Annotated in this window: 24 protein-coding genes; 16 read left to right on the forward strand and 8 right to left on the reverse strand. The window is 63.3% G+C overall.

Annotated elements, in window-relative coordinates; genetic code table 11:
* Positions 1-27 precede the first annotated feature (27 nt).
* Entirely contained in the window at positions 28-1,125 is a 1,098-nt protein-coding gene (locus QOL62_RS03470; protein ID WP_283405189.1) for an alpha/beta hydrolase, read from the forward strand.
* A 53-nt stretch (positions 1,126-1,178) separates the two neighbouring features.
* Here the strand turns inward: QOL62_RS03470 and QOL62_RS03475 are convergent, their stop codons facing one another.
* Positions 1,179-2,228 carry an AraC family transcriptional regulator gene (locus QOL62_RS03475; RefSeq protein WP_283405190.1) on the reverse strand — a complete coding sequence of 350 codons (1,050 nt, stop codon included), beginning with the start codon at positions 2,226-2,228 and terminating at the stop codon, positions 1,179-1,181.
* A 206-nt stretch (positions 2,229-2,434) separates the two neighbouring features.
* Between QOL62_RS03475 and QOL62_RS03480 the strand changes: the two genes are divergently transcribed.
* From QOL62_RS03480 to QOL62_RS03490, 3 genes are all read left to right on the forward strand, one after another.
* Entirely contained in the window at positions 2,435-3,406 is a 972-nt protein-coding gene (locus QOL62_RS03480) for an enoyl-CoA hydratase/isomerase family protein (protein ID WP_103730473.1), read from the forward strand.
* 179 nt (positions 3,407-3,585) lie between these two features.
* The gene (locus QOL62_RS03485; RefSeq protein ID WP_283405191.1) at positions 3,586-4,620 is read left to right on the forward strand and encodes an AraC family transcriptional regulator; all 1,035 of its coding nucleotides are present in this window, start codon (positions 3,586-3,588) and stop codon (positions 4,618-4,620) included.
* A gap of 98 nt (positions 4,621-4,718) precedes the next feature.
* Positions 4,719-5,051, forward strand: a complete 333-nt coding sequence (locus tag QOL62_RS03490; RefSeq protein WP_283405192.1) for a DUF4286 family protein — start codon at positions 4,719-4,721, stop codon at positions 5,049-5,051.
* Between the two features lie 3 nt (positions 5,052-5,054).
* Here QOL62_RS03490 and QOL62_RS03495 read toward each other — a convergent pair whose 3' ends face one another.
* Both QOL62_RS03495 and QOL62_RS03500 read right to left on the reverse strand, forming a co-directional pair.
* Positions 5,055-5,669, reverse strand: a complete 615-nt coding sequence (locus QOL62_RS03495; protein WP_283405193.1) for a flavodoxin family protein — start codon at positions 5,667-5,669, stop codon at positions 5,055-5,057.
* 74 nt (positions 5,670-5,743) lie between these two features.
* Complete coding sequence (locus QOL62_RS03500; protein WP_283405194.1) at positions 5,744-6,553, reverse strand: enoyl-CoA hydratase/isomerase family protein; 810 nt, start codon at positions 6,551-6,553, stop codon at positions 5,744-5,746.
* A 183-nt stretch (positions 6,554-6,736) separates the two neighbouring features.
* On the opposite strand from QOL62_RS03500, the gene QOL62_RS03505 reads away from it, so the two are divergent.
* From QOL62_RS03505 to QOL62_RS03515, 3 genes are all read left to right on the forward strand, one after another.
* On the forward strand, positions 6,737-8,431 hold the full coding sequence (locus QOL62_RS03505; protein WP_283405195.1) for an FAD-binding protein: 1,695 nt from the start codon (positions 6,737-6,739) through the stop codon (positions 8,429-8,431).
* Between the two features lie 229 nt (positions 8,432-8,660).
* Entirely contained in the window at positions 8,661-9,659 is a 999-nt protein-coding gene (locus tag QOL62_RS03510; RefSeq protein WP_103730479.1) for a thiamine pyrophosphate-dependent dehydrogenase E1 component subunit alpha, read from the forward strand.
* Entirely contained in the window at positions 9,656-10,678 is a 1,023-nt protein-coding gene (locus QOL62_RS03515; protein WP_283405196.1) for an alpha-ketoacid dehydrogenase subunit beta, read from the forward strand. The genes QOL62_RS03510 and QOL62_RS03515 overlap by 4 nt, the downstream gene beginning before the upstream one ends.
* Positions 10,679-10,783: 105 nt before the next feature.
* Here QOL62_RS03515 and QOL62_RS03520 read toward each other — a convergent pair whose 3' ends face one another.
* From QOL62_RS03520 to QOL62_RS03535, 4 genes are all read right to left on the reverse strand, one after another.
* Complete coding sequence (locus tag QOL62_RS03520) at positions 10,784-11,719, reverse strand: cation diffusion facilitator family transporter (protein ID WP_103730506.1); 936 nt, start codon at positions 11,717-11,719, stop codon at positions 10,784-10,786.
* A gap of 74 nt (positions 11,720-11,793) precedes the next feature.
* Positions 11,794-12,804: an acyl-CoA dehydrogenase family protein gene (locus QOL62_RS03525; RefSeq protein ID WP_283405197.1), complete on the reverse strand. Its 1,011-nt coding sequence runs from the start codon at positions 12,802-12,804 to the stop codon at positions 11,794-11,796.
* 14 nt (positions 12,805-12,818) lie between these two features.
* Positions 12,819-14,000, reverse strand: a complete 1,182-nt coding sequence (locus QOL62_RS03530; protein WP_283405198.1) for an acyl-CoA dehydrogenase family protein — start codon at positions 13,998-14,000, stop codon at positions 12,819-12,821.
* Positions 14,001-14,068: 68 nt separating this feature from the next.
* Complete coding sequence (locus tag QOL62_RS03535) at positions 14,069-14,383, reverse strand: Rieske (2Fe-2S) protein (RefSeq protein WP_103730483.1); 315 nt, start codon at positions 14,381-14,383, stop codon at positions 14,069-14,071.
* Between the two features lie 183 nt (positions 14,384-14,566).
* On the opposite strand from QOL62_RS03535, the gene QOL62_RS03540 reads away from it, so the two are divergent.
* From QOL62_RS03540 to QOL62_RS03555, 4 genes are all read left to right on the forward strand, one after another.
* Positions 14,567-16,315, forward strand: a complete 1,749-nt coding sequence (locus QOL62_RS03540) for an FAD-dependent oxidoreductase (protein ID WP_283405199.1) — start codon at positions 14,567-14,569, stop codon at positions 16,313-16,315.
* 49 nt (positions 16,316-16,364) lie between these two features.
* The gene (locus tag QOL62_RS03545; RefSeq protein ID WP_283405200.1) at positions 16,365-17,138 is read left to right on the forward strand and encodes an SDR family NAD(P)-dependent oxidoreductase; all 774 of its coding nucleotides are present in this window, start codon (positions 16,365-16,367) and stop codon (positions 17,136-17,138) included.
* Positions 17,139-17,238: 100 nt separating this feature from the next.
* Positions 17,239-18,384 carry an acyl-CoA dehydrogenase family protein gene (locus tag QOL62_RS03550; RefSeq protein ID WP_283405201.1) on the forward strand — a complete coding sequence of 382 codons (1,146 nt, stop codon included), beginning with the start codon at positions 17,239-17,241 and terminating at the stop codon, positions 18,382-18,384.
* On the forward strand, positions 18,384-19,301 hold the full coding sequence (locus tag QOL62_RS03555) for an acyl-CoA dehydrogenase family protein (protein ID WP_283405202.1): 918 nt from the start codon (positions 18,384-18,386) through the stop codon (positions 19,299-19,301). The genes QOL62_RS03550 and QOL62_RS03555 overlap by 1 nt, the downstream gene beginning before the upstream one ends.
* On the opposite strand, the gene QOL62_RS03560 is transcribed toward QOL62_RS03555, so the two are convergent.
* On the reverse strand, positions 19,302-20,387 hold the full coding sequence (locus QOL62_RS03560; protein WP_283405203.1) for a helix-turn-helix transcriptional regulator: 1,086 nt from the start codon (positions 20,385-20,387) through the stop codon (positions 19,302-19,304).
* 65 nt (positions 20,388-20,452) lie between these two features.
* Here QOL62_RS03560 and cysD point away from each other — a divergent pair, with 65 nt between their 5' ends.
* The 5 genes from cysD to acuI all read left to right on the forward strand — a co-directional run bounded on the left by cysD (position 20,453) and on the right by acuI (position 25,989).
* Positions 20,453-21,400, forward strand: a complete 948-nt coding sequence (gene cysD, locus QOL62_RS03565) for a sulfate adenylyltransferase subunit CysD (RefSeq protein ID WP_283405204.1) — start codon at positions 20,453-20,455, stop codon at positions 21,398-21,400.
* Entirely contained in the window at positions 21,400-23,322 is a 1,923-nt protein-coding gene (gene cysN, locus QOL62_RS03570) for a sulfate adenylyltransferase subunit CysN (RefSeq protein ID WP_283405205.1), read from the forward strand. The genes cysD and cysN overlap by 1 nt, the downstream gene beginning before the upstream one ends.
* Positions 23,322-24,059 carry a 3'(2'),5'-bisphosphate nucleotidase CysQ gene (locus QOL62_RS03575; protein ID WP_283405206.1) on the forward strand — a complete coding sequence of 246 codons (738 nt, stop codon included), beginning with the start codon at positions 23,322-23,324 and terminating at the stop codon, positions 24,057-24,059. The genes cysN and QOL62_RS03575 overlap by 1 nt, the downstream gene beginning before the upstream one ends.
* Positions 24,060-24,218: 159 nt before the next feature.
* Positions 24,219-24,887 carry a TetR/AcrR family transcriptional regulator gene (locus tag QOL62_RS03580; RefSeq protein ID WP_103730491.1) on the forward strand — a complete coding sequence of 223 codons (669 nt, stop codon included), beginning with the start codon at positions 24,219-24,221 and terminating at the stop codon, positions 24,885-24,887.
* Between the two features lie 118 nt (positions 24,888-25,005).
* Positions 25,006-25,989: an acrylyl-CoA reductase (NADPH) gene (gene acuI, locus QOL62_RS03585; protein ID WP_283405207.1), complete on the forward strand. Its 984-nt coding sequence runs from the start codon at positions 25,006-25,008 to the stop codon at positions 25,987-25,989.
* Positions 25,990-26,014 lie beyond the last annotated feature (25 nt).

Consider the following 26,014-nt stretch of genomic DNA (forward strand, 5'->3'; position numbering starts at 1 on the left):
AGTTGGGAAAGTAAGGGGAGGATGTCCATGAGACAGATCGCAAGTACAGCTCTTGCACGGTCGCTGTTCGCAATGGGAGCGGCAACGCTCGCGTTGACAGCCGCAGTCGGGAGGGCGGAGGCACCGGCTCCCGAACCCGCCTCGGCGACCGCCAGGGCCACACAGGCAGAACCCTATGTCCGGCCTGACGTGAAGGCATTCCTGAAGGCTTACAACGCAAAGCCCCAGCCAGCCCTGACGCGTGAAATGCTGATGCAGATACACAAGATGCCGCCCTCCGCGATTGCCGGAATGACACAGCAGGATCTCCCTGTCGGGGACATCACCACGAAGGACGTGACCATGCCGGGGCCAGCGGGGCCGATGGCGCTGCGCATGTTCGATCCCCGCGGGGAGCGCGAACCGGGGCCTGTGGTCGTATTCTATCACGGCGGCGGCTATGTGCTGGGCAGCATCGATACCCACGCGGGACTTGCGGCCGAAATCGCGCGCCAGCTCGACCTGCCGGTCGTTTCGGTGGAATATCGTCTCGCGCCCGAAAACCCTTGGCCTGCAGCACCGGACGATGGTGAGGCCGCTGCCCGGTGGATCGCGGCCAACGGCGCGGCATTCGGAAGGCAGTTCAACGGCCTGATCCTCAGCGGCGACAGCGCGGGCGGGAATTTGACGCTCGTCACGGCCGCCGCGCTGCGGGACAAGCCCGCCGCTCTTCCGGTGGTCATGCAGATACCCATCTATCCGGCAACGGATTTCGCCAAGACGTACCCTTCCGCGACGACCTTTGCATCGGGCTACCTGCTGGATGACGCCAGCATGACAAACTTCCGGAAGCACTACGCCGCGGATCCCGAAAGCTTGCGCGCGTCTCCCCTTCGCGGAAACCTTGCCGGCCTGCCCCCGACCGTGCTGGTAACGGCCGGGCTCGATCCGCTACGCGACCAGGGCAGGGCCTACGCGGCCAAGCTCGTCGACGCCGGCGTGTCCACCGCGTATTATGAGGGGCACGGGCTGATTCACGGCTTCGCCAGCTTCCGCAAGGTGATCCCCTCGGCACAGGCTGACACCCTGGCATTCCTGCGCGTGGCCAAAGCCATGCTGGATGAGCAAGCGGCCTTGCCGAAGTGACAAGGGTGGTAGCCCGGCGTCACACCGCGCCGTTCTAACGCTGTGCTGAGCGTTCAGGCACTGGCGCGGAACTGCTGCGGGGTGAGGCCGGTCCACCGCTTGAACGCCCGTCCGAAGCTGGTCTGCTCCCCGTAGCCCAGCCGGTCGGCGATTTCATCGAGCGACAGGCGCTTTTCGGCAAGGTGGCTTTTCGCCAGACTTTCCCGCTGGCTCTCGACCAGTTCGGAGAACTTCGCCCCTTCGGCGGCAAGCCGCGACTGGAGGGTGCGTACCGACATTCCGGTTTTCTCGGCACAGCGCTCGATCGAACAGGATCCGGTAGCAAGCGCCCCGCGAATGTAGCTGCATACCCTCTCGATGATCGAAGGGCTGTGCGCGGATTTGACCCGTTGCAGATAGGAGCCCAGCAGGCGGTACAGCAGGCGGTTGGCGCTTGGCACCGGCTGTTCGAGCGCCTGAACCGGAAAGGCTATCGCGTTGCGGTTGGCGCGTCTGTGAATGCGGCAGCCAAGTGTCTTCTCGATCTCGGGAAGATCGGTGGCGCGCGGATCGGCTGACAGGCTCACCCAGCTCGGCTTGAACGCCGGACCTCCCATCGACTGCAGCAACTTGGCGTTGAGCAGGGCGGCTTGATAGTTGGCCTGCTCGTTGACCCCGATATCGGTGTTTACGAGCCACGTCAGTTCAGCCGTCTCGCGCCCTTCTATGAGGACCACCTCGCAGTCCGGTGCGTGGACGACGGGAAGGAAGTCGATCAGGCACCGAATGCCGGCACGCACCGTCGGGGCCGAGCGGCATAGGGCGGTGACGCAGCCGAAGACTTCAGGATCCTGTGTGGCGGCGATGTGGAGGCCGAACAGCGGATCGTCGAACAGGACGCTGCAGTACTCGAGCGTGTCGGCCAGTTGCTGTGGGGCGATGAGGCTTTCGGGATCGGTGAGTACCCGCGCCTCCATCCCATGGCGTTCGACGATCCCACGCGCGTCCCGACCCCGGCTGCGGACAAAGCCTGCAAGTCCCGAGAAGTTTGCAGCCCGCACCTGCCCACCCGCGGGCGCTACGTCGAGTGGTCCATCCAGGCTGAAGAAGCTGTCCTGATCCATGGTCCTCCCCTTGATCATTCGGACGAATCTGCCGGCGCGCTGTCCGCCTCGCGCTCGGTCGCGCCTGCACGGCAGCACCGCGCGCATTCAATATCGAGGGCGTCGCGCGTAATGCCAATACCCCCCGGCTTGCCTGTGGCAGCAGGAGACAAAGCACAGCGCTGCCAATCGCGACGGCGCAGACCATGAGCGGGGGAGGATTATTCATGACGACAATCGGCGATCACAAGAAGGCGGCGGAAGACCACATCCGCTACGAAAAGGACCCGAAAACAAAGATCGCCACGATCACCTTCAGCCGTCTGGACAAACACAACACCGCGACCATCGGCATGCGGGCGCGCTTCGGAGAGCTGGTGTTCGGCGCCAACATCGACGACGACGTCAAAGTGCTGGTCATTCGCGGCGAAGGCGACAATCTGGGCAGCGGTGGAGACCTGGACGAGCACGGCGATCTTTACCTCAATCCGAAGCCCGGTGACGGTTTCCTCGTGGACATGGAAATCGAAGATGCGGCCGTGAAGTATCCGCCGCCGGGTTCCTTTCGCTATCTTCACGGCCTCACGGATTTCTACGCGAAGGCTCGATCAGGCAACCGGCCGCTTCAGGAATTCAAGAAGATCTCGATCGTGGAAGCGAAGGGCTATTGCTACGGCTGGCATTTCTACCAGTGCGCCGATGCGGACCTGATCGTCTCGTCAGACGACGCGCTGTTCGGGCATCCCTCGTTCCGCTACGCCGGCTGGGGCCCACGGATGTGGCAGTGGCTCGAGATGGTGGGGTTGCGCCGCTTCTCGGAGATGCTGTTTACCGGGCGCCCCTTTACGGCTGACGAGATGCTGAACTGCAACTTCGTGAACTCGGTGGTGCCGCGGGACAAGCTTGAGGCCGAGACAGCCAAGTACGCGCACGCGTGCTCGATCACCCGGCCGACCGATGTTGTGGTCGCTCAGAAAACCTTCATCGAGGCGTATAAGCAGTACCGTGGCGAATACATGGGCAGCCTTCTCACGGGATGGCTGGAGGGCATGCTGCCGTTGATGAAGGACGATGGCGCCGACGACGTCAATCTCGGCAAGGAGGGAACCTTCCGGCAGGGAATCGGCAAGGTCGTCAAGAACCACGACCTGAACTATCCTCCCGAGTGGCGCCTGTCGAAAAAGGGCCGGGAAGGATAACGCCCGGGCGATGGCATCTACAACGCGCGCAATGCGGATCGATTTGCGCGCAATGTAGGGTAGCTTCGTGAACGGTTGCTACGAAGTAGTCCGATAGGACCGACAAGAGTCGGCCAAGTCAGGTTCGGGGATCACGCCGTTAAGGAAAGCGTCTTGATTTCCGCAAATGGGAGAGAACCATGGCAGAGACTCTGTTCGCTCTAGACAAGCGCAACTATCGCGATTGCCAGGCGGTGTTCCGGGGCAAGCGGGATCAGGAGTATTACCTCGGTGACTTCTGGATCGAAGATGGATCGTCCATTGACGTCCGCTCCGAGCGCAAAGGCGTTGGGGCGATCTCCATCATACGGCAGCGGTCCGCAGCGAAGCTGTTCTTCCGCCGTACGCGCCAGCACATCCGCGAAGACGCGACGGACCTTTCTGTCCTCTGGTTCGTGAAGCGTGGCGAACTCGCCTTCTCCAACCAGTGCGGCAACAAGGTGGCCGGGCCGGGTGACTTCATCATCACCCGCTCCATGTCCCCGTTCTTCATGGAGTGCCGGCCAGGCGCGGACGGCACGCATGAAGTGCTGCATGTGACAGTACCTACTCACATTCTGCGCGGCTTCGTGTGCCAGGACTTCAGCACCGGCCTGTTCATGGCGATGGAACGTGCCGAACTGGCGCTTGCCGAGAACCTGTTGACGGAAGTGTTCTCCGACAATGGCAGCATCGGGGACACGTCCTCGCGCCTTCTGGTCGAAACAGCGTTCGGCCTGATCGGCAACGCGATCCGCGAAACAGAGGAGATGCAGCCTGTCCGGCGGTCGATCGCTGATCGACGACTGGAGGAGGTGCTTCGCTTCATCGAGATTCACCTCTCCGAGCCCCAACTCTCGACCGCGATGGTGGCGAAAGGTTGCGGTATCAGCCCACGCTACCTCTCGTTTCTTCTGCGGCTGCGGGAAACGTCCTTTTCCGAACTCGTCTGGGAGCAGCGCTTGGCGAAGGCGAAGGCATGGCTTTCCAGTTCCGATCCCCGCGATATTTCCATCAGCGAGATCGCGTATGGTGTCGGCTTCAAGAGCCCAGCGCATTTCAGTCGTATGTTCAAGCGGGTTTTCGGTGCCAACCCCCGAGAGTATCGGGGCGACGCAGGAGCCGAGGAGCAGATGCACCTGACCGCGCCCGAACCTTACCTCGATTACGTGGGGAGCAGCAGCCTCCTGCAATGAGGACGGCCGGGCGATGCTTTGGCGCCCAGAGATAGTGCTCACTTGCATCGGCCAGAATGACGGCCAATCCTTTCGCCCGGCAAATGACGGAGAGATGCATGAAGATGAAACTCGTGGCGCTGACACGCCCCAATCCCGGCCGCGAGGCGGAATATCACGAATGGTACGATACGAAGCACCTTCCGGAACTGGTGAACAAGTTCGGGATGGCAGGCGCTCAGCGTTACAAGCTAGCCGCGCGCCTCATGGGCAACGACACCAACGAGTACCTCGCCATCTATGACATCGAGGCCGACGATCCGATGGCACTGCTTGGGGCGATCGGTGCGGCCTCGCAGGCGGGGGAACTCACGCAGAGCGACGCGCAGGATTTCGGCACGTGCTACACGGCACTGTTCACCGAGCACGGCGAACGCGTGGTTCCTGCCTGAGGATCACGCCTGCGGCGGATAAGGTGCGCCTGCCAACAGACTGGCAAGGTGCGCCGCATTCGCCGCCACCTTCCTGGCCGTATCGGCGACCTTCTCGGGTGTCGTGTCGAGATCCTTGAAGTCGGTGGATCCCATCGCCTCCCCGACCCAGTAGCACGCGGCGACGGCCGGTATCGTCCAGCCGACGTCATTGAGAGCCTGGAATAATTGGGCGGAGGAGAAGTGCGCTCCGTCCTCGTTCCCCACGATGGCGGCGACGGCGACTTTGCCAAAGCTGGGCATGTGGCCTTCGTCGTCCGTCTCCGACAGGAATGCGTCCATCCGCTCCAGCACGCGCTTGGCTATGCTGCCGATCTGGCCCATCCAGATTGGTCCGCCAAAGATCAGAATGTCATGTTCAAGGATTTCGCGCCGAAGGTCCGGCCAGGCGTCGCCGGCGCCTTCGTCGGATGACACGCCGGGCTTGATGTCCAGAGAGGCCACTCTGACGGTGTCGCTGACCTCCACGCCGCGTTTCACGAACGCGTCACGCAGCACCTCGATCATTGCGTCCGTCGAGGATACTTCGGCGGTATCCGCCTTGAGGGTGCAGTTAAGCGGGAGCGCCTTGAGCGGCATGAACGGGTCTCCGGGAGTGGGGTGTACTCGCCTCAAACCCGTGGGCACGGATTAAGTTGCTGGCAGGCTGCTCCTCATCGACCAATGAACCTGGGCTTGCGCTTTTCCTTCAGCGCCTGGATGCCTTCCCGGTGGTCGGCCGTACGGACGGACACGCTTTCATAAGCAATTCCTGCGTCCATCACCGCTGTCGCCAGACGCTTCAGTTCCAGATTGGTCAGGATCTTGGTGGCCCGGATCGCCACCATCGCTCCCTCCAGAAGCCTGCTGCAGAAAGCATCGACCCTCGCATCCAGTTCAGCCGCGGGCACGCACTCGTTGATCAGGCCGATCTCCGCCGCCTTTGCCGCGGTAAGCAGTTCGCCCGTCAGCAGGTATTGCTTGGCCCGGGTGAGGCCGATGCGCTGCGCCCAGATCACAGCGCCGCCGTCTCCCGCCACCAGCCCAAGGCCGACGTGCGGATCCCCGATCTTTGCCCCTTCCGCCGCGAAGATCACATCGCACAGCAGCGCCAGGGTGGCCCCGAGGCCGACGGCATGGCCGTTCATGCGGCAGACGACCGGCTTGTCGATGTCAAGCAAAGTGGTCACGATCCGCTTCGCCACCCGCGTCTCGTGATCGAACAGGTGCGGGTTCCTGGCGTTGTGCTCGATATGCTCGAGGTCCCCACCGGCAGAGAAGGCGCGGCCCGCGCCGGTAAGCACGATGACATCTGATCCGGTGTCGACCTGGGCGAACCACATGGCTTCGGCAAGATCGTCGTGAAGCTGGAGATTGACCGCGTTCAGCGCTTCGGCCCGGTTCAGTGTGATGCGCAGCAGCCGCCCTTCACGTTCCATGCCGATAGTCTGCAGATCGAGCAGGGCAGGCGCGGCGTCAGTCATCGTGTCTCTCCTCTTGCATGTGTCTTAGGAGGTGCGGCGCGCTCGGGCACTTGAAACCTTCGTCAGGGCACAACCCTTCGCTCCGGCGAAACCTGCGCGGCGCGCGTTGCCAAATGGGAGGAAGTCCGATCTACCTTGCCCGGCGCACGCGCGACAGCGCGGCTGGTGGGAGAGGGAAGGCCGATGACACAGCTGTTCGACGAGACATTCGACTGGGTAGTCGTGGGCAGCGGAGCCGGCTCGATGGCGTCCGCCCTGCTCATGAAGCAGGCCGGCAAGTCGGTCGTCATTCTGGAAAAGGCGGAATGGGTCGGTGGCACGACCTGCAAGTCCGGCGGTGTAATGTGGATACCGGGCAACCGGTTCATGGATGCCGGCGAAGATAGCCTGGAGCAGGCTTGCCGCTATCTGGATGCCGTCGTGCCGGATGGTCCGGATTCGCCTGGCACCAGTCCGCAGCGGCGCCGCGCCTATGCGGTGGAGGCTCCCAGGATGCTGGACTTCATCATCGCCCAGGGCGTTCGGATGGAGCGTGGCTCACGTTTCTGGCCTGACTACTATGATGAGCTTCCCGGTGGGGTGAAGACCAGCCGCACCGTCACCGCAGTGCCGTTCGACAAGAACGAACTGGGCAAGGAGTGGGCGGCAAAGCTGCGCAAGGGTTTCCTCGAGGTGCCGGCGCGTCTCGATGACGGCATGAAGCTGCCATTCATGAAGCATTCCTGGGAGATCAAGAAGACTTTCGTCAAGATCGCGCTCAAGCTCGTGGCCGGCAAGCTGACGGGGAAACACTGGGTCACGGCTGGCGCGGCGCTCCAGGGGCGGATGCTCCAGGCCGTGCTGCAGAAGGAAGCCGCCGACATCCGCGTGAATTCACCTGTCAGCGAAGTCATCATGGATGATGGCCGTGCTGCGGGGGTGGTTACAGTAAGAGACGGGCGGCCCTGGCGCGTCGGTGCCCGGCTGGGCATACTGATGAACGCGGGCGGCTTTTCCATGAATCAGGCAATGCGCGACAGGTACATGCCGGGCACGCAGTCGAAGTGGTCAAACGGGATTGAAACCGACACCGGCGACATGCACCGGGAGCTTGAACGCCAGGGCGCCAGGCTTGCCCAGATGGACCAGATGGTCGGTTTCCAGATGACCGAGGCTCCGGGCTGGGACACCGACTACGTGAAGCCGGGCACGCAGAGCACGACCGCCAAGCCTCACGCCATCCAGGTCGACCAGTCGGGCGTGCGGTACATGAACGAGGGCGGATCTTACGAAGAGTTCTGCGAGACCATGCTCGTGCGCAACCACACGGTGCCGGCGATCCCGAGTTGGGCGATCCTCGACCAGCAGTACATGGACAAGTACGCCGTTGCTGGAAAAGGCATGGCGAAGAAGAACATGGACAAATGGTTGGCGTCAGGATGGATGCGCCGGGCCGACGATGTCCGGGCGCTCGCGGAACAGATCGGCGTGCCGGCGGATGCGCTCGAGGGAACAGTCTCCCGTTGGAATGGCTTCGTCCGGGGCGGCAGGGATGAGGATTTCCAGCGCGGAGAGCGTGCTTATGACAACTTCCTGGGAGATCCGTTTTTCACTGACGGGCCAAACAAGTCGATGGGCACGATCGAGAAGGGTCCGTTCTACGCGTTTCCGGTCTACCCAGGGGACGTCGGCACATACGGCGGCGTGGTCTGCGACTGCGACTCGCGTGTGCTGCGCGAAGACGGCTCCGTGATCGAGGGGCTATACGCCTGCGGCGTCACGACCGCTTCCCCGATGGGCCGCGTGTATCCGGGTGCGGGGGCGAGCGTCGGGCCATCCATGACCTTCGGCTGGATCGCCGCGAAGCATGCCGCAGGTCTGGGAAACCAGATGCCGTAAATCGCGGAGACTGCCGTGTGCCGGTGCATAAGGCGGGCCGGTGTGAGTGCCTGAAGCGTTTCGGGACGCGGCGTGACGTGAAGAGATGAAGTCAAGCCGCCGCAGTGATCGGGCGGAAGCAACCGGACGGGCGATACCGCAGGGGCGGTCCGACTTGTCCTTGCCAGCGGCCCTTCGCTTGAACCAATGTTTCGCCAGCCCAGCACCGACAGTCGCTCGGAGAGGAACCATGAGCCAGACCTTAGAAAACAGGGCCAAGCCCGACGCCGCCACCCAGCTCGACATCTACCGGCGGATGATCCGCATCGAACGCAACGATGACTTCACCCGGCAGCAGATCCGCCGCGGCCGTATTACGGCGCCGTACTACTCCGCACGCGGGCAGGAGTGCATTCCTTCCGCCATTTCCGTGCTTCTGAACGACGACGACAAGATCTGCACGATCTACCGCGGCATCCATGACATGGTCGCCAAAGACATGCCGCTGCGTCCTCTCTGGGCGGAGATTTGCGGCCGCGTAGACGGCACGTGCAAGGGCAAGGGCGGCCCCATGCACCTCACTCATCCGGAAACGGGCGTGATGGTCACCACAGGCATCGTCGGCTCATCGATGCCGATCGCGAATGGTTTCGGCTGGGCTTCGCTTCTGGACGGTACCAAGCAAGTCACGGTCGCCTACTTCGGCGATGGCGCCAGCAACATCGGCGCGTTCCACGAAGCGCTGAACCTCGCCTCCGTGTGGAAGCTGCCGGTGATCTTCGTCTGCCAGAACAACGGCTTCGCGGAACACACGCGCTACGAAAACGGTACGGCCGTCGATCTGATCTCGAAGCGGGCGATCGGGTACGGAATGCCGGGCTACACGGTCGACGGCAACGACCCGCTCGACGTCTACGCTCATGCTCACGCAGCCATCGAACGCGCACGTGCGGGTGAGGGGCCTACCCTACTGGAGTGCAAGACCTTCCGCTTCATGGGTCACGTCTTTGGCGACAACGACGCTTACATGTCGAAGGAGGAGAAGGCTGCGGCGATGGACGCGGACCCCCTCCCGCGTTTTCGCCAGAAGCTTATCGACGATGGCATCGCCACCGCCGAGCAGCTTGATGAACTGACCACCAGGATCGAAGCCGAGGTCACTGACGCCATCGAGTTCGCCATGGCCTGTGAATACCCGTCCGACGACGAACTGCGTCGGGACGTCTTCGCCGAGGAGATACCGGCATGAGCACTGAAACGCTTGAAGCTCCCGTCGTCGAGACGGTGAAGATGAATGGCCTGCAGGCCATCAACGCCGCGCTGATGGAGGCCATGGAGGCCGATCCCAAGGTGCTGGTGCTGGGTGAAGACATCGCCGACAACGAAGGCGGCGGCGTGGTGGGCGTCACTCGCGGGCTTTCAACCAGGTTTGGGACCATGCGGGTTCGCTCGACACCGATTTCCGAGCAGGCGATCATGGGCGCCGCGATCGGCGCCGCCATGGCCGGCTACAAGCCTGTAGCCGAAATCATGCTGATGAACTTCACGACCGTTGCCATGGACATGATCGTGAACCATGCCGCGAAGCTTCGCTTCATGTCCGGTGGCCAGAGCCAGGTGCCACTGGTCATCCGTACCCTCACCGGTGCGGGCAACCAGACTGCCGGGCAGCATGCGGACTTCTACGAGGCATGGTTTGCCCATACGGCCGGTATCAAGGTCGTCATCCCATGGACGCCGGCCGACATGAAGGGGCTTTACCTTTCGGCCATCCAGGATCCCGATCCGGTCATCATCGTCGAAAGCGGCAAGACGCTGTTCGTGCCGATGGACGTGCCGGTCGATCAGGGTGCCATTCCGCTCGGCAAGGCAAACGTTGTGGTGCCGGGAACGGACCTGACAATCGTATCGTATGGTCAGATGATGTTTACCGTCATGCAGGCGGTAGAGGAACTGACTGCGGCCGGCGTGTCCGTCGAAGTGGTCGACCTGCGGACCATCTCGCCCTGGGACAAACAGACGGTCCTGGCCTCGGCAGAGAAGACCGGGCGCCTGCTGGTGGTCCACGAAGCGGGTCGCAACTTCGGCCCCGGTGCGGAAATTGCCGCCACCGTGCAGGAGGAGCTCTTTGGCAAGCTGAAGACGCCCGTCGGCCGCCTGGGCGCGCCTTACTGCGCCGTGCCTTTCGCGAAGAAGCTGGAAGACGCCTATCTGGTCCAGCCGCCCGAGATTGTGGCAGAAGTGAAGCGCCTGCTCGCCATCGGGTAAAAGCCCAAGGCCACAGTTCCTGCGGGCCTTGTTCATGACATGCGGCATTCCGGCGCGGTCTGGGGTGCCGCATTGTCGCTGTTGTGTGCTGCCGCGCCAGCGGAGTCAGCCGACGACAGCCTGCTCCCGCTTCTCGGGACGAATGTAGATCGATGAGATTTTGGGTGAGAGCGCTTTCATGCGCGCCTCCAGATCCTCGATCACGGTTTCGGCCTCGCCCATCGAAAGCTCGTCGACGAAATCGGCGCTGATGGCGACGAAGACGGAATTCGGCGCGGTATGAACCGTGCGGACATGATTGACGGCGGTGATGCAGGCGGTGTCATCCATCAGGGCCCGCAGACTGGCGATGAGCGCCGGGTCAGCCGCCTCGCCGATCAGAAGGCCTTTCGATTCACGTGCAAGGAGTACCGCGACTGCGGCCAGGATCAGACCGATCACGACGGAGGCCGCCCCGTCAAGACGGGCGTCCGCGAAGTACCCGCTGGCCCAGATGCCGGCGGCAGCAATCACCAGGCCGAGCAATGCGGCGCTGTCTTCGAAAAGGACGATGAAGCCGGCAGGATCCTTGGAACGATGTATCGCCTGCCACCAGCCCTGACCGTCGAGTCGGCCGCTGAACTCCTTGACGGCGATGGCCCATGAAGCGCCTTCCATCAGGAAGGCCGCTCCCAACACGATGTAGCTGAGCGTCGGGTCGTCGATAGGATGAGGATCCTGGATGTGGACGATGCCTTCGTAAACGGAGATCCCCGCACCGCCCGCAAAGATCAGGATCGCAACGACAAAGGCCCAGAAATACAGCTCTCGTCCATAGCCGAAAGGGTGGGCAGCGTCAGGTGCACGCTTGCCGCGCTTCTGTCCGTACAGAAGAAGCACCTGGTTGCCACTGTCCACAAGGGAGTGAACCCCCTCGGTCGCCATTGCGGACGAGCCGCTTATTCCCGCCGCCGCGAACTTGGCGATCGCTATGCCTAAATTAGCCGCGAATGCGCCATAGAGGACGATGTTCTCACGGATGTGTCCCAGAGTCTTGGCCATGATGCCCACAACGTTTCGACCCGCTTTTGTGTTGCGGGCCAACATCGTCGCTCAGCCAGCTCAGGTCTGGTGGCTTAGCGCAAAGCCAGAGCCTCGCGTCCGACCCTCTCGTTCCAGAGGTCCGGCGATCCGCAGAGTTGCAGATTGAGCATGGCGCGTTTCATGAAGCGGTGGATGGGATGTTCCTCCGTCAGCCCAATGCCGCCGTGCAGCTGGATCGCCTCCTCTGTGACAAACGCGAAGACTTCTGCAGCGAGCGTCTTCGCCGCGGCGGACGCGGTGACGGGGGCTTGCGCGTCGCGTACCCCGCTCCACAGCAGGGCCTCAGCCACGGCCACTTGGGTTTTCATGTCAGCGGCGCGGTGCTTCAAGGCCTGGAACATGGCGATCGGCCGATCGAACTGTCGGCGCATCTTCATGTACTCGACCGTCAGATCAAGGGCCGCGTTCGCCGCTCCCAAACAGTCCGCCGCCAAGCCGAGATGCGCTTCGCAGGCAAGGGTGTCGTGGAGCGCCGACGCGCCCGCCGCATCGGTGAGCATCAGCGCAGGATCGGCTTCGTAGCCGTCAAGCACAACATCGAAAAGGCGCCGGCTGGCATCCCAGATCGGCCGTTCATGCACCGTCACGCCGGCCGCATTCACAGGCACCAGTGCGTAGCCGCCCGGCAGCTTCGCCACCACGGCAGCCGCCATGTCGGCATCGAAGACGCCGCCGATCGTGCCCGAAAGCGTACCGTCGCCAGCGGCTTCCAGAGCTGCGGGAAGGAGGTGCAAGGGAGCGTAAGCGCCCCCTGCCAGCCGCTCGACCCACTCGGAGCGACCCGCCATGCTGCTCGCCAGCACAGCCTGAAGGCCCAGTTGCGCGGGGATCAGAGGGGTGGTGGCCAGTACGCGGCCCATCTCGAAGTGGATCGCCGTTGAAGCCTCTCGCCCGAGGCCGAGGCCGCCGGCGTCCTCGGGCAGGCGCACGATCAGCCAGCCCATTTCCGTTACGAGCCGCCAGCTGTCGTCGCGTCCGGGGGAGAGCGCTTCAGCCGGGAAGGCCTTCTGGGCGGCGTCGGTGAGTTCGTTCAGTTCGATCATGCCAGAGTACGTCCTTATGCCACCCAGGCTTTGGGTTCCCGGGGCATGTCGAGCATGCGTTCGGCGATGATGTTGCGCTGCACTTCCTCGCTGCCGCCGGCGATCGTCCACGCATAGGAGTTCATGAAATCCGCCATCCAGTTGCCGGTGTTGAGGTCACCGAAGGTGATCGGCGCGATGTACTGCTCGTCGACCCCGCCAAGGCGCAGGCCAAGCTTGGAATAGGCCCTCAGCGCACGGCTGTAGCTGTTCTTGACGATGGAGGCGTCGCCGACACGCTCGATACCGTTGATACGGTTGTCGAGAAACTGGTCGGCTATGGCGCAGACGGCGTCCACCTGCGTCACGAGATGCCCGAAGTCGCGAAGTACGCCTCGGTCTTCCTCATGCTCATGGTCGCGGATCAGCTCCGCCACACGGCTCAAGGCGCCCCGCATGCGATAGGAAAGCTCCATCAGTGTCAGCCCGCGTTCCGAGGCGAGGGTGGCCTGCGCAACGGCCCACCCTTTGCCTTCTTCGCCCACGCGCTCGGAAACCGGTATCTCCACATTATCGAGGAAGATTTCGGCAAACTCCTCGTCGCCCTGGATCTGGTGGATCGGACGGACAGTGACGCCGGGCGCCTGCATGTCCATGAGCAGGTACGTGATGCCGGCCTGCTTGGGGCCGTCGGAGGAGGTCCGGACCAGGAGCAGGCACTTGTCCGCGAATTGGGCCATGGTGGACCAGACCTTCTGGCCATTGACGACGTAGATGTCCCCCTTGCGTTCCGCGCGCGTCTTTATCGCCGCAAGATCCGAGCCGGCCCCCGGCTCCGAGAAACCCTGGCACCAGGTCTCACCTTCAAGGATGCGCGGGAGATAGCGCTCCTGCTGTTCAGTACTCGCGCACTCGTGAAGGGTCGCGAAGGCGTGATAGGTGGAGACGAACGACAGCAGCAGGCGCGGGCAATCCGCTTTCGCCAGTTCCTCGTAGATCACCTTCTGTTCGGCAAGGCTCCGGCCGCCCCCGGGAAATGCGGCCGGCCAATGCGGTATTGCGTAACCGGCCTTTACCAGCTTGCCGAACCAATCCCGCTGGGTACGGACAAAGTCCTCCTGGGTGCGGCTGGTATCGCGCCAGTCGGCAGGTGCCTCGGCGGCGAGGAAGGCGCGCACTTCACTGCGCAGCGCGTCGAGATCGGGCTTGTCAGTCATGCACACCTCCAAGCATGCCGACCGAACACTCGTCCAGAACCCGCGGTACGCGCAGGCGATATCGCGGCTTAGACCGCCACCTCGATGACGTCGTCCGTCACCCGAACCTCATAAGTGTCGATAGGCATCGTAGCGGGCGGATTGATGGGATTGCCCGTCTCCAAGTCAAAGCGGGCTCCGTGGACTGGGCAGGATATCCAGCCGGCCCGCACACGGCCGCACTCAAGCGTTTCGTACGCGTGGCTGCACAAGTTGCGTATCGCGAAGATGCGATCCTTCGCGCCGACGAGGATCACGCTGATCCCGTTCACTTCGACCACCTTCTTGGTTCCCTGGGGAACCTCTTCGAGCCTTGCCACCGCGGCGAATGCTTTGTCGGTCATGGTACCGCGTTCATCCTCCCATTTCTTTCATGCCTGCGTCGCCGGCCGGAGCCGCGCAAGCGCGTCGCCTCTGCCAGAGCAGGGCCAAGCAACCCGCAGTACCCCGGCGGTCATTTCCAGCGCAAGCCGCGAGCGCGATAACCCGACGAAAGATCTGCATCATCGGTCGGGGAGAGACAGCGCGTGACCATTGCCGAGAGCTTCGACGTCGTGGTGGTGGGATCCGGGGCTGCTGGCGCCATGGCAGCGCTGCGAAGCGCCGATCACGGGCTGAAGGTGCTGATCGTGGAACAGGCGCAGAAGTTTGGCGGCACATCCGCCACATCGGGCGGCGTCATGTGGATCCCCAATCATGGCCTCGACGGCAATGGCGATGACACGCGGGACAGCGCGCTGCAGTACCTGGACGCGACGATCGGCGTTCCGGTGAACCGGCATCGCCTGGAAGCCTACGTGGACGAAGCGCCCAGGATGCTGGCGTACCTGAGATCGACCGGCGTGTCGTTCCTGTCGGCGGCATGGCCGGATTACTTTCCAGATTGCCCCGGTGCGCGTGCCGATCGTTCGGTGCTCGTCCCCACCTTCGACGGCCGGCGGCTGGGCGACAGGCGCTACGCCCTGATGCGCGAGCAGTACAACCGCTTCAAGCTCTTCGGACGGTACGCCATGGACCTGACGGAGACATTCGCCCTGATGATGCAATCGAAGGGCTGGCGCACGGTGGCGGGCAGGATGATCGGTCGGTACTGGCTGGACCGGCAAACCCGCAGGATTTCGCACCGGGATCGCCGCTTCACGCAAGGGGCGGCGCTGATGGGTGCAACGTATGAACAGGTCTTCGCACGCGGGGTCGAACTCCGGTTGGAGACGAAGCTTGAGCGCTTGCTGGTGAACGACCAGGGAGAGGTGACCGGGCTGGAAGTCTCCAATTTCGGCCGAAGGTACAGCCTCGAAGCGCGCCATGGGGTAGTGCTGGCCGCAGGCGGGTTCGAGTGGAACCAGGAACTGCGTGATCGCTTCTATCCCGTTCCCGGGCTGACCCGGCACTCCTCCACCCCGGAAGACGGAAACCGCGGAGAGGCGCTGATCGCCGCCGAGAAGCTCGGTGCGAGCACCGAGCATACGGAGCAGGGCTGGTGGATCCCGACCATGACGCTCCCGATGAAGGGTGCTTCGAACTTCCATGAGATACATCAGGCCGCTTTCGACGTCGGCAGACCGTGGAGTGTCGTCGTCAACCGCCGGGGCGTCCGGTTCGTGGACGAGGCCTGCGGCTACGACCAGTTCGGGCAGGCGATGGTGCGCGATCATCTCGAAACCGGCGCCAACATGCCGTGCTGGCTGATCTTCGATGCGAAGTTCCGCCGCAAGTTCAGCGCAGGCGGCCTGATGCCGACCGTGCATACGCCTGAAAGGAAGGTCCCGGCCGATTGGTGGGATCACTATATCTTCAAGTCAGACACAATCGAGGACCTTGCGCGAAAGATAAGCCTGCCGGTCGGCGCCGTGGCACGGACCGTCGCCAACATGAACGCCTACGCGGCGTCCGGCGTCGACCCCGAATTCGGACGGGGGATGAACGCCTATGACCGGATGTTCGGCGATCCGGCCTCAACGCCGAACCCGAACCTGGGACCGATCGATACAGCTCCCTTCTACGCCGTGCCCATCAACAACGGCGATCTCGGCACCAAGGGGGGGCTTCGCTGCGATGCGCAGGCGCGGGTGCTGGATGGAGCCGGCAATGCGATCCCCGGCCTCTATGCAGCGGGCAACAATGCCGCCTCTCCTTTCGGCGACACCTATCCCGGCGCCGGCGCCACGATCGGGCCGGCGATGACCTTTGGTTATGTGGCCGCCAATGCTATCGCCGAACGGGCATTCAATCAGCGGACGGCGCCTCACACAGCGTGCGCGGAAGCCGCGATCTGACAGGACAAGGGACGCCATCCCGTTCTGGGATGACGGGGAGGGGCGAGACATGAAGGGTAAAGTAGCGGTCGTCACCGGCGCGGCCGGCGGCATCGGAGAAGCGATCGTGCGCGCGCTCGGAGCACGCGGCGTGAAGGTGATGGGCACCGGGCGCAATGCCGCGAAGCTGGCCACCCTCAAGGCGGCACTGGATGGAACGGCCGCCTTCGATTTCATCGCGGCGGATGCCATCGCGGACGAAGCGCCGGACCGTATCGTGGAAGCCGCTATAGACCGGTTCGGACGGCTGGATGTGCTCGTCAACAACGCAGGATCCTTCAACTTCGGTCCCGTAGACCAGACCACGGATGGGATGCTCGACGAGGTTCTCGGCATCTCACTGCGCGCGCCGTTTCGTCTGTGCCGCGCCGCGTTGCCGAAGATGGAGGGGGGGAGCTCGATCCTCTTTATCGGATCCACTTGGGGCATCTATGGAACACCGGGTGGCGGCGCCTACTCCATGGTGAAAGCGGGTCAGATCGGCCTCATGCAGACGATTGCTGCGGAATATGGGGCAAGAGGAATACGGTCGAATTACATCGCGCCGACAGTCGTGCGCACGGAAATGACCGACGCGTTCTGGGAACTCGATGTCTTTCGACGTGGCAACCATGAGCTGACGCCGCTGCAACGGGATTGCACCGCTGCCGACATCGGCAACATGGTTGCATTCCTCGCCTCCGAGGAAGCGGGTTTCGTGACCGGACAGACGATTGCAGTGGACGGCGGCATTTCCACCACGCGCTACGTGGCACCCGCTGCCCTCAACGCTTTGCGCCAGTAGGGCCAGCGGCAATCGCACCCGCGATTGCGTCCCGGTGCCTGTTGTGGCGCCACCCCTCCTGCGCCTAACCAAGCGCTGAGAAGAGGAGGGCGCCGCCCCGATGCAATTCGAATGGACTGTCGAGCAGGAGGCTTTCCGGCACAAGATCCGGGATTTCCTTGCTTCCAACTTGCCGGATGACTGGGAGACGTTCTCCGAACACGGGCCGGCGTCTCCCGCGCTGACCGCTTTCGCCCGTGAGTTTTGCGTGAAGCTGGCCGAGGCAGGCATTCTCTTCCCTCATTGGCCGGTCGAGATGGGAGGCGAGGGGCTGGGCCCATGGGAGCAGCAGATCCTCGCCGAGGAGATGTGGATCGCCGGCGAGCCGCGCGGCGGTCAGTATATGAACGTCAACTGGATCGGTCCCACGCTGGAGAGATACGGGACGCCGGAACAGAAGGCCCGCTACCTTGAGCCGATCACGCGCGGGGAATCGCTGTGGTGCCAGGGTTTTTCCGAACCGGACGCAGGGTCCGACCTCGCCTCGCTACGCACGCGCGCCGTGCTGACGGACGGACACTATGTCATCAATGGGCAGAAGATCTGGACCAGCTACGCCGGGCTGGCCGACACCTGCTTCCTTCTGACGCGCACCAGCGACGACCGGAAGAAGGGGATCACCATCATTCTGGTCCCGATGGATACGCCTGGCATCACGGTGCGCCAGATCCCTTCCCTTATCGGAGAGGGGGACATTCACGAGGTCTTCTTCGACGATGTGACTGTGCCCGAAACCGCGCGCTTCGGCCGGGAAGGGCAGGCGTGGGAGATCGTCGCCTATTCGCTCCGCAATGAGCGTCTGGGCATCCCGCGCTTCACCCTCGCCCGGGCCGCTCTCGACAGGGCGGTGCAGATGCTGAAGGGGCAGGAGCGTTTCCGCCGCGAAGCCGTGCGGATCGAGGCTGCCCGGTGCGCTGCCCTTTGCGAGGCCGCGGGGACGGCGAACTACGCCGTCGTGCAGAAGCGTGTCGACGGGCTGGCGATCGGGGCGGAATCCAGTTCCGCCCGCTACGCGACGGTCATGGCCGAAAGAGCGGTGTGCGAGTTCGTGATCGAATTCCTGCCCGAAGCGCTCGCAGGGGCATCGTCGTACCTCAAGATGCACCACCAGCGCGGCATCGTAGCCGGCGTCGCTGCCGGTTCCGCCGAAATCCAGCTCAACATCATTGCCAGCGATGTGCTGGAATTGCCACGGGAATCGCGCTGATGCAGCTTTCGCTCAACGAAGACCAGCAGCAGGTTCTGGACTTCATTGACAGTCTCGCCCGGCCATACGCCGGGGTTCCGCTGCACGACGTCTCCCTGGCGCTGGAAAATGCCGAACTTGACGCCGCGCTGATCGAGAACGGCTTCCTTGACGTGATGGCCGTGGAGGAACTGGGGCCGGTCACAGCCGCGCTCGTCGTGGAAAAGCTGGCGCGCCTGCCTTTCGCGGTGGAAGCGGCGGCGTCGGCCTTCGTTCGGCCGCTTGTCGACCCCGATCTCCCCCGGCCGATCTGCCTTGTCGAGGAAGATCGCATGGGCGCGCCCTTGCGGTTCCTGCGGCCCGGTGCAACCGTCATCGTCATCGGCCCGTCCGGCGTGCGCAGCTTCACGGCGGAGGAGGAGCATATCGCCGCCGCACAGGAGGATACGCTCTACGCCTACCCGGTGGCATTCCTTCAAACGACACCCCAAACGCTCACGACACATACAGTGGACGCGGCGGAAGTGCTGCGACTGTGGCGAGTGGCCATGGCAGCGGAGGCTGCGGGCCTGCTCGGCGCGGCGCTCGCAAGTACAGTGACCTATGTGTCCGAGCGCAAGCAGTTTGGCCGCCCGCTCGCGACCTTCCAGGGCATGCGCCACCGTCTCGCAGAAGATCAGGTGCTGACGAACAGCGTCTACTGGCTGGCTCTTCGGGCGGCCGGCACGGCCCAGCAGGGCGACGCAGCGCTAGCGTTGCTGCACGCGCAGGAGGCGGCACGGCGCGTCTGTTACGATTACCACCAGTTTCTGGGTGGCATGGGCATGACTCTGGAGCACCCGCTTCACCTGTGGACCTATCGCCTAAAGCTCCTGACGGCGGAACTCGGTGGCCGAGGCGAACAGGGGCTGGCCGCCGCGGACGCCCTGTGGGGCTGATCAGGCCATCACTGCCACGCTGTCGCAGACAAGACGGACCAGTTCGGGCAGCCCCCGGACGCCCAGCTTGGTGTAGAGCCGCTTGGAATAGTTTCGCGCGGTCTCCACGGTTAAGCCCATGCGTTCGGCCGCTTCGGCGATGGAAAACCCCTCGTTAAGGGCGATCGCGAGTTCCGCTTCCCGGGGCGGAAGGTCGAACACCTTGGAAAGACGCTCGACGCTGGCTGGGGTGCGCGCGTTGGGCAGGCGACACAAAGCAAGCATGGAGGGTTCGGGCATGTCCGTGGTGGCGGTGAGCAACGCCTCCAGACGCGGATGCTCATGCAGGAGGACCGCGCGCGGTGCCGGTGCCGCAGCGGAGGTGAAGAGCGCCGCTGCCGCCGCCAAGTCTCGCTCCGCCTGAATTCCAAGATCGCGAAGCCGCTCGCCAACACGCGGGGCGTACCCAATATTGGTCCGTATCCAGGCATCGAGCCGAGGGTCCATGGCCAGAAGCCGGGCCTCCGCGTCGAAGATGATCCACGCGGTCGCGCTCCGCGCCAGACCCTGCGTGCTGACGCTGGCCCGCACGCGGTGATCTTCAAGCTGGACATAGCTGCGCAGCGTCGCCTCGACGTAGGGAGCAAGCGACGAGAGCATGGCGCTGTCGGCGGCCTCGCAGGGGCGTGCCCGCGCAAGAATGAGCCACGCGTCGGTGCCGTCGATGGGCGGAAGGCGCACCACGCGTTCGTCGGTAATGCCGAGGCGCGCCATCTTGGCCATGCGTTCGGCCCGGAAGACCGGGTCGTGGTCCACGAATTCGCCCACGCTGTAGACCCGGCCCGGCCTCAACCGGTCGTAATGGATGCGCTCCAGAGCGTGCATGGCGAAAGGATCGCTCCCGCGTAGATCTGTCCTCAGATCCTGGCCGGCATGAAAGTCTTTGATCCCCCCGTGCTGACCTTCGCCCTTCCTCAACACGATACTTACATGCTCCGCTTCCGTACGGCGGCGCAGGCGCTGGAGGAACTCGGTAAGCTGCGCGCTATCGACGATCCCCCGGATCAACGGGAGTAACAGATCGGTTTCATCGGAAGAGGTCAGCATAGTCTCACTCCCATATGGGAGGTTCCCCCCGGAGTCATCCCTGCAAAGAGTGATTCGTGCCTGATATGAAGGTGCCTGTCCCGTACAGGGAGCGATCAAAGGGAGCTGTGATGAAGACCCTCACACACCTCGAGCGGCTCGAGGCTGAATCCATCCACATTATACGAGAAGTTGTCGCCGAAGCGGAAAAGCCGGTGATGCTCTATTCGGTGGGCAAGGACAGTGCCGTCATGCTGCACCTTGCGCGGAAGGCCTTCTATCCTTCGCCACCGCCGTTCCCACTTCTTCATGTCGATACGACGTGGAAGTTCAAGGCGATGTACGACCTGCGGGACAAGATGGCGCGGGAGAGCGGGATGGACCTGCTCGTCTACCAGAATCCGGAAGCGATCGAACAGGGCATCAATCCCTTCGAACATGGCGCGCTTCACACGGATATGTGGAAGACTGAGGGCTTGAAGCAGGCGCTCGACAAGTACGGCTTCGACGCCGCTTTTGGAGGCGCTCGCCGGGACGAGGAGAAGAGCCGGGCGAAGGAGCGGATTTTCTCGTTCCGGACCTCTTCTCATGGCTGGGATCCCAAGAACCAGCGGCCCGAACTCTGGAATCTCTACAACGCCCGCAAGGCGCGCGGCGAATCGATCCGGGTGTTCCCGATCTCCAACTGGACCGAGCTCGATATCTGGCAGTACATTCACCTCAACGACATTCCGATCGTTCCGCTCTACTTTGCCGATAAGCGGCCGACGGTGGAACGCGACGGGATGCTGCTCATGGTCGACGACGACCGCTTTCCGCTGCAACCCGATGAGCGACCCGTGCTCCGGTCCATCCGCTTCCGCACCCTCGGCTGCTATCCACTCACAGGCGCGGTCGAAAGCGAGGCGAAGACGCTTCCCGAGGTGATCCAGGAGACGCTGCTCACCACAACGTCTGAGCGGCAGGGCCGGGCGATCGACAAGGATGCCGGCGGGGCCGGTATGGAAGTCAAGAAGCAGCAGGGGTACTTCTGATGGCGGACATCGATACCAGGGAAGCGGTCTACGTGACAGACACGCTGATCGCTGAGGACATTGACGCATATCTTGTCCAGCATGAACACAAGACGATGCTGCGCTTCATCACCTGCGGCAGCGTGGATGACGGCAAGTCGACCCTGATCGGACGCCTGCTCTACGATTCCAAAATGATCTTCGAGGATCAGCTCGACGCGCTGACGGCCGACTCCAAGAAGGTGGGCACCCAGGGGCAGGAAATCGACTTTGCGCTTCTGGTCGATGGCTTGGCTGCCGAGCGCGAGCAGGGCATCACCATCGATGTTGCGTACCGCTTCTTCAACACCGAAAAGCGCAAGTTCATCGTCGCCGACTGCCCTGGCCACGAGCAGTACACCCGCAACATGGTGACCGGCGCATCGACGGCAGACCTCGCGGTGATACTGATCGACGCCCGCAAAGGTGTCCTGGTGCAGACGCGACGGCATTCGTATCTCTGCCATCTGATCGGCATCAAGAACATCGTTCTGGCCGTGAACAAGATGGATCTTGTCGACTACGATCAGGCCGTGTTCGACGGTATCGTCAAGGACTATGCCGAATTTGCGAAATCGATCGGCATCGAAAGTTTCACCGCGATGCCGATCTCCGGCTTCAAAGGCGACAACATAACTTCGCTGTCGGCCAACACGCCCTGGTACGCCGGGCCGACGCTGGTGGAGCATCTGGAGACGGTGGAGGTCCTGTCCTCCGTCGATGCGGACAAGCCGTTCCGTCTGCCCGTTCAGTGGGTAAACCGCCCGAATCTGGATTTTCGGGGGTTTTCAGGGCTCATCTCCACAGGCTCGGTGAAGCCCGGGGACAAGATCCGCGTCCTTCCTTCGGGCAAGACCAGCAGCATCACCCGCATCGTCACGTTCGACGGTGACCTTGAGGAGGCGGTCGCCGGTCAGTCGGTCACGGTCTGCTTCGAAGACGAGATCGACTGCTCGCGCGGCTCCGTCATCGCCATAGCGGACAATCCGCCGCAGACAGCCGACCAGTTCGAATCCACCATCGTGTGGATGGCGGACGAGGCCCTTATTCCGGGGCGGGCATACTGGCTGAAGCTGGGCACGCAGATGGTCTCGGCCACGGTCGCAGAGCCCAAGTACACGGTCAACGTCAACACCATGGAGCACATGGCAGCCAAGACGCTCGACCTTAACGCCATCGGCGTTGCGGAAGTGACTGCGGACAAGCCGATCGTCTTCGAACCTTATGCTGAGAACCGCGCGCTGGGCGGGTTCATCCTGATCGACAAGATGACGAACGCCACCGTGGCGGCCGGCATGCTCAACTTCTCGCTGCGCCGTTCGCAGAATGTCCACTGGCAGGCTGTTGACATTGACCGGACACAGCACGCCAAGCTGAAGAACCAGAAGCCTGCCGTGTTGTGGTTCACGGGGCTTTCGGGATCGGGCAAGTCGACGATCGCCAATCTCGTCGAGAAGAAGCTGCACCGGATGAACCGGCACACGTTCCTGCTCGACGGCGACAACGTACGTCATGGCCTGAACAAGGATCTCGGGTTCACCGAGGCCGACCGCATCGAGAACATCCGCCGCGTGGGCGAGGTCTCGAAGCTGATGACCGATGCCGGGCTCATCGTCATCACGGCGTTCATCTCACCGTTCCAGGCCGATCGCGAGATGGTGCGTGGCATGCTGCCAGACGGCGAGTTCATAGAGGTGTTCATCGACACCCCGCTGAAGGTTGCCGAAGCGCGCGACGTCAAGGGGCTCTACAAGAAGGCGCGGTCCGGCGAACTTAAGAACTTCACCGGCATCGACAGCCCCTACGAGGCGCCGCGCAATCCGGAAGTCCGCATCGACACGACTGTCCTTTCGCCCGAGGAAGCGGCGGAACTCATCGTCAACACACTCCTGGGAGACGCCTGATGCCGCTGGATGATGGGGATCTTGCCGCAAAGCTGGCAGTAGAAGCGGGCAGGATACTGCTGAACGTGCGCCAGTCCGGTCTGTTCAGCGGGAAGGCGCTGGGCAAGGCCGGGGACCAGACGGCGAACCAGTTCCTGTGCCATGCCCTGCGCGAGCAGCGTCCCGAGGACGGCCTCCTCTCCGAAGAGGAAAAGGACAACCCGGAGCGGCTGGACAAGAGCCGCGTCTGGATCGTGGATCCGGTGGATGGCACGCGTGAGTATGGCGAGGAGCGGACTGACTGGGCGGTTCATGTCGGCCTTGCGGTGGACGGCGTTCCGGTTCTGGGCGCCGTGGCGCTGCCGGGCGCGGACCTCGTGCTGCGCTCCGATCAGCCCGGCCAGATACCCCCCGCCCCGGAAAAGTTGCGCATGGTGGTCAGCCGCACCCGTCCCGCCAAAGAGGCGACCAGCGTTGCCCAAACGCTTGACGCAGAACTGGTGCCGATGGGATCGGCGGGTGCCAAGGCGATGGCGATCCTGCTGGGGCAGGCGGACATCTATCTGCATTCGGGCGGTCAGTACGAGTGGGATAGTTGCGCGCCGGCCGCCGTCGCGATTGGATGGGGGCTCCATGTGTCGCGGATCGATGGATCGCCGCTCGTGTACAACCAGCAGGACGTCTACATGCCCGACCTGCTGATCTGCCGAAAAGAGCACGCCGAGATGGTGCTGCGCGAGGTTTCGGTGCTGGCCTGACCTCTATCACCGTCCCATTTCGGCCCTTGGCGCGTCAGGGGCGGGGGTGTCGGGAGCACGATATCTTGAAAGGCTCGGCGGTTCACGCGCCCGGTCAACATTGCTGTTCAGTGCTACCCTCATTATAGGGCAACGCCTTTCGGGTATTAAGGGACAGTAATGGAAGCAAGGACCAGGCGCCGGGTGAGGGATCCGATCGCGACGCGCGAGACGATCCTGGAGGCCGCCAGCAACCTCCTGGCCAAGGACGGTCTGGAGGGGGTCAGCCTTTCGGCGGTCGCACATCTTGCGGGCGTCAATCGCGGCACGGCCTACCAGCATTTCGAAACGCGCGAGAAGCTGATTGAGGCCACGATCGAGTGGGTGTCGGACAAGCTGTTCCGCGCCGTTTTCGGAGACCCTGCCACCGTCGGGGAGCGGCGCGTGGAGGAAGTCGATACCGCTGATCTCACGGATCGCCTGTGCGGCTTCGCCATGGACAATCCGGAGATCTGCCGTGTTTGGCTGCAGCAGGTCCTAGCCTCGCCGGACCCGAGCCAAGACCCTTTCTGGCGCGAATATTCCGGGTCTTTGCAGCGCTTCGCCAACACCAGACTGGCAATGCCCGGCGTCGACGCCGAGGTGCTTTCGGTCCTCAATCTTGCCGGCGTGTTCTTCTGGCCGATCTTCGCACGGGCCCATGCGGCCGACGACGACGAGCGTCAGGCGCTGTCGAAGCGCTTCAGCCGCGAAATCCTGCGGCTGTCCATGTACGGTTCGATGAACGCATCGCGCTTCCCAGAGGTCGCCGAGCGGCTGGCGGCCGGGGAGGACGCCGGGCGGCCCTGACTCCTTCCTTTATTCGCCTCCGCGATGCCATACTCGCGTACCATTGACGCAAGGGGTGGTAAACCCGCAGCAGGGCAGGCGTGTTCGCCCCCTGCGGGCGATGAGGGAGTCTCAAGTCATGTTTTCCGCTATCGTGATCGACAAGACCGAGGATGGCCAGTCCGTCGGCCTTCAGCAGTTGGACGAAAGTGCCCTGCCGGAAGGTGATGTCACCGTCGATGTCGCCTACTCGACCCTGAACTTCAAGGATGGCCTGGCGATCACGGGTAGCTCGCCCGTGGTGCGCAAGTTCCCGATGGTGCCGGGTATCGATCTCGTCGGAACGGTGACGGACAGCAGTCATGCGGATTGGAAAGTCGGTGATACGGTCGTCCTCAACGGCTGGGGCGTCGGGGAGGGCCACTGGGGCGGTCTTGCTCAGAAGGCGCGTCTGAAGGGTGACTGGCTGGTGCCTCTGCCCTCCGCCTTTACACCCGAACAGGCTATGGCCATCGGCACTGCCGGCTATACCGCAGCGCTGTGCGTCGATGCACTCGTGGATTGGGGCGTGACCCCTGACAAGGGCGAAATCCTGGTGACCGGTGCGACTGGCGGCGTCGGTTCCGTCGCAATCGCGATCCTCAAGAAGCTTGGTTATTCGGTGGTCGCTCTCACTGGCAAACCCGGGGAGGTCGATTACCTCAAGGGCCTTGGCGCCGAGACTGTCATGGATCGCGCCGAACTGGCGGAGAAGGGCAAGCCCCTGCAAAAGGAACGCTGGGCCGGTGTCATCGACACTGCCGGCAGCTTCACGCTTGCGAACGCTTGCGCCCAGACGAAGTACGGCGGCGCGGTTGCTGCCTGTGGCCTCGCGCAGGGTGCCGATTTTCCCGCCACGGTGATGCCGTTCATTCTGCGCGGCGTGGCTCTGCTCGGCATCGACAGCGTCATGGCACCCAAGAAGAAGCGTCTGAAGGCGTGGGAGCGGCTGGCGAAGGACCTCGACCCTGCCGCCCTGGAAGCCATCGGCCAGACCATCGGTTTGAGCGATGCTGTCGACGCTGCCAGGAAGTTCATGTCGGGCGAGGTCAAGGGCCGCTTCATCGTAGACGTGAACGCCTGAAGACAGGGGCGGCGCAGGATCGCCC

Origin of the sequence: Novosphingobium panipatense (assembly GCF_900182875.1) — a bacterium.
In the GTDB taxonomy this organism is placed as follows: Bacteria; Pseudomonadota; Alphaproteobacteria; order Sphingomonadales; family Sphingomonadaceae; genus Novosphingobium; species Novosphingobium panipatense.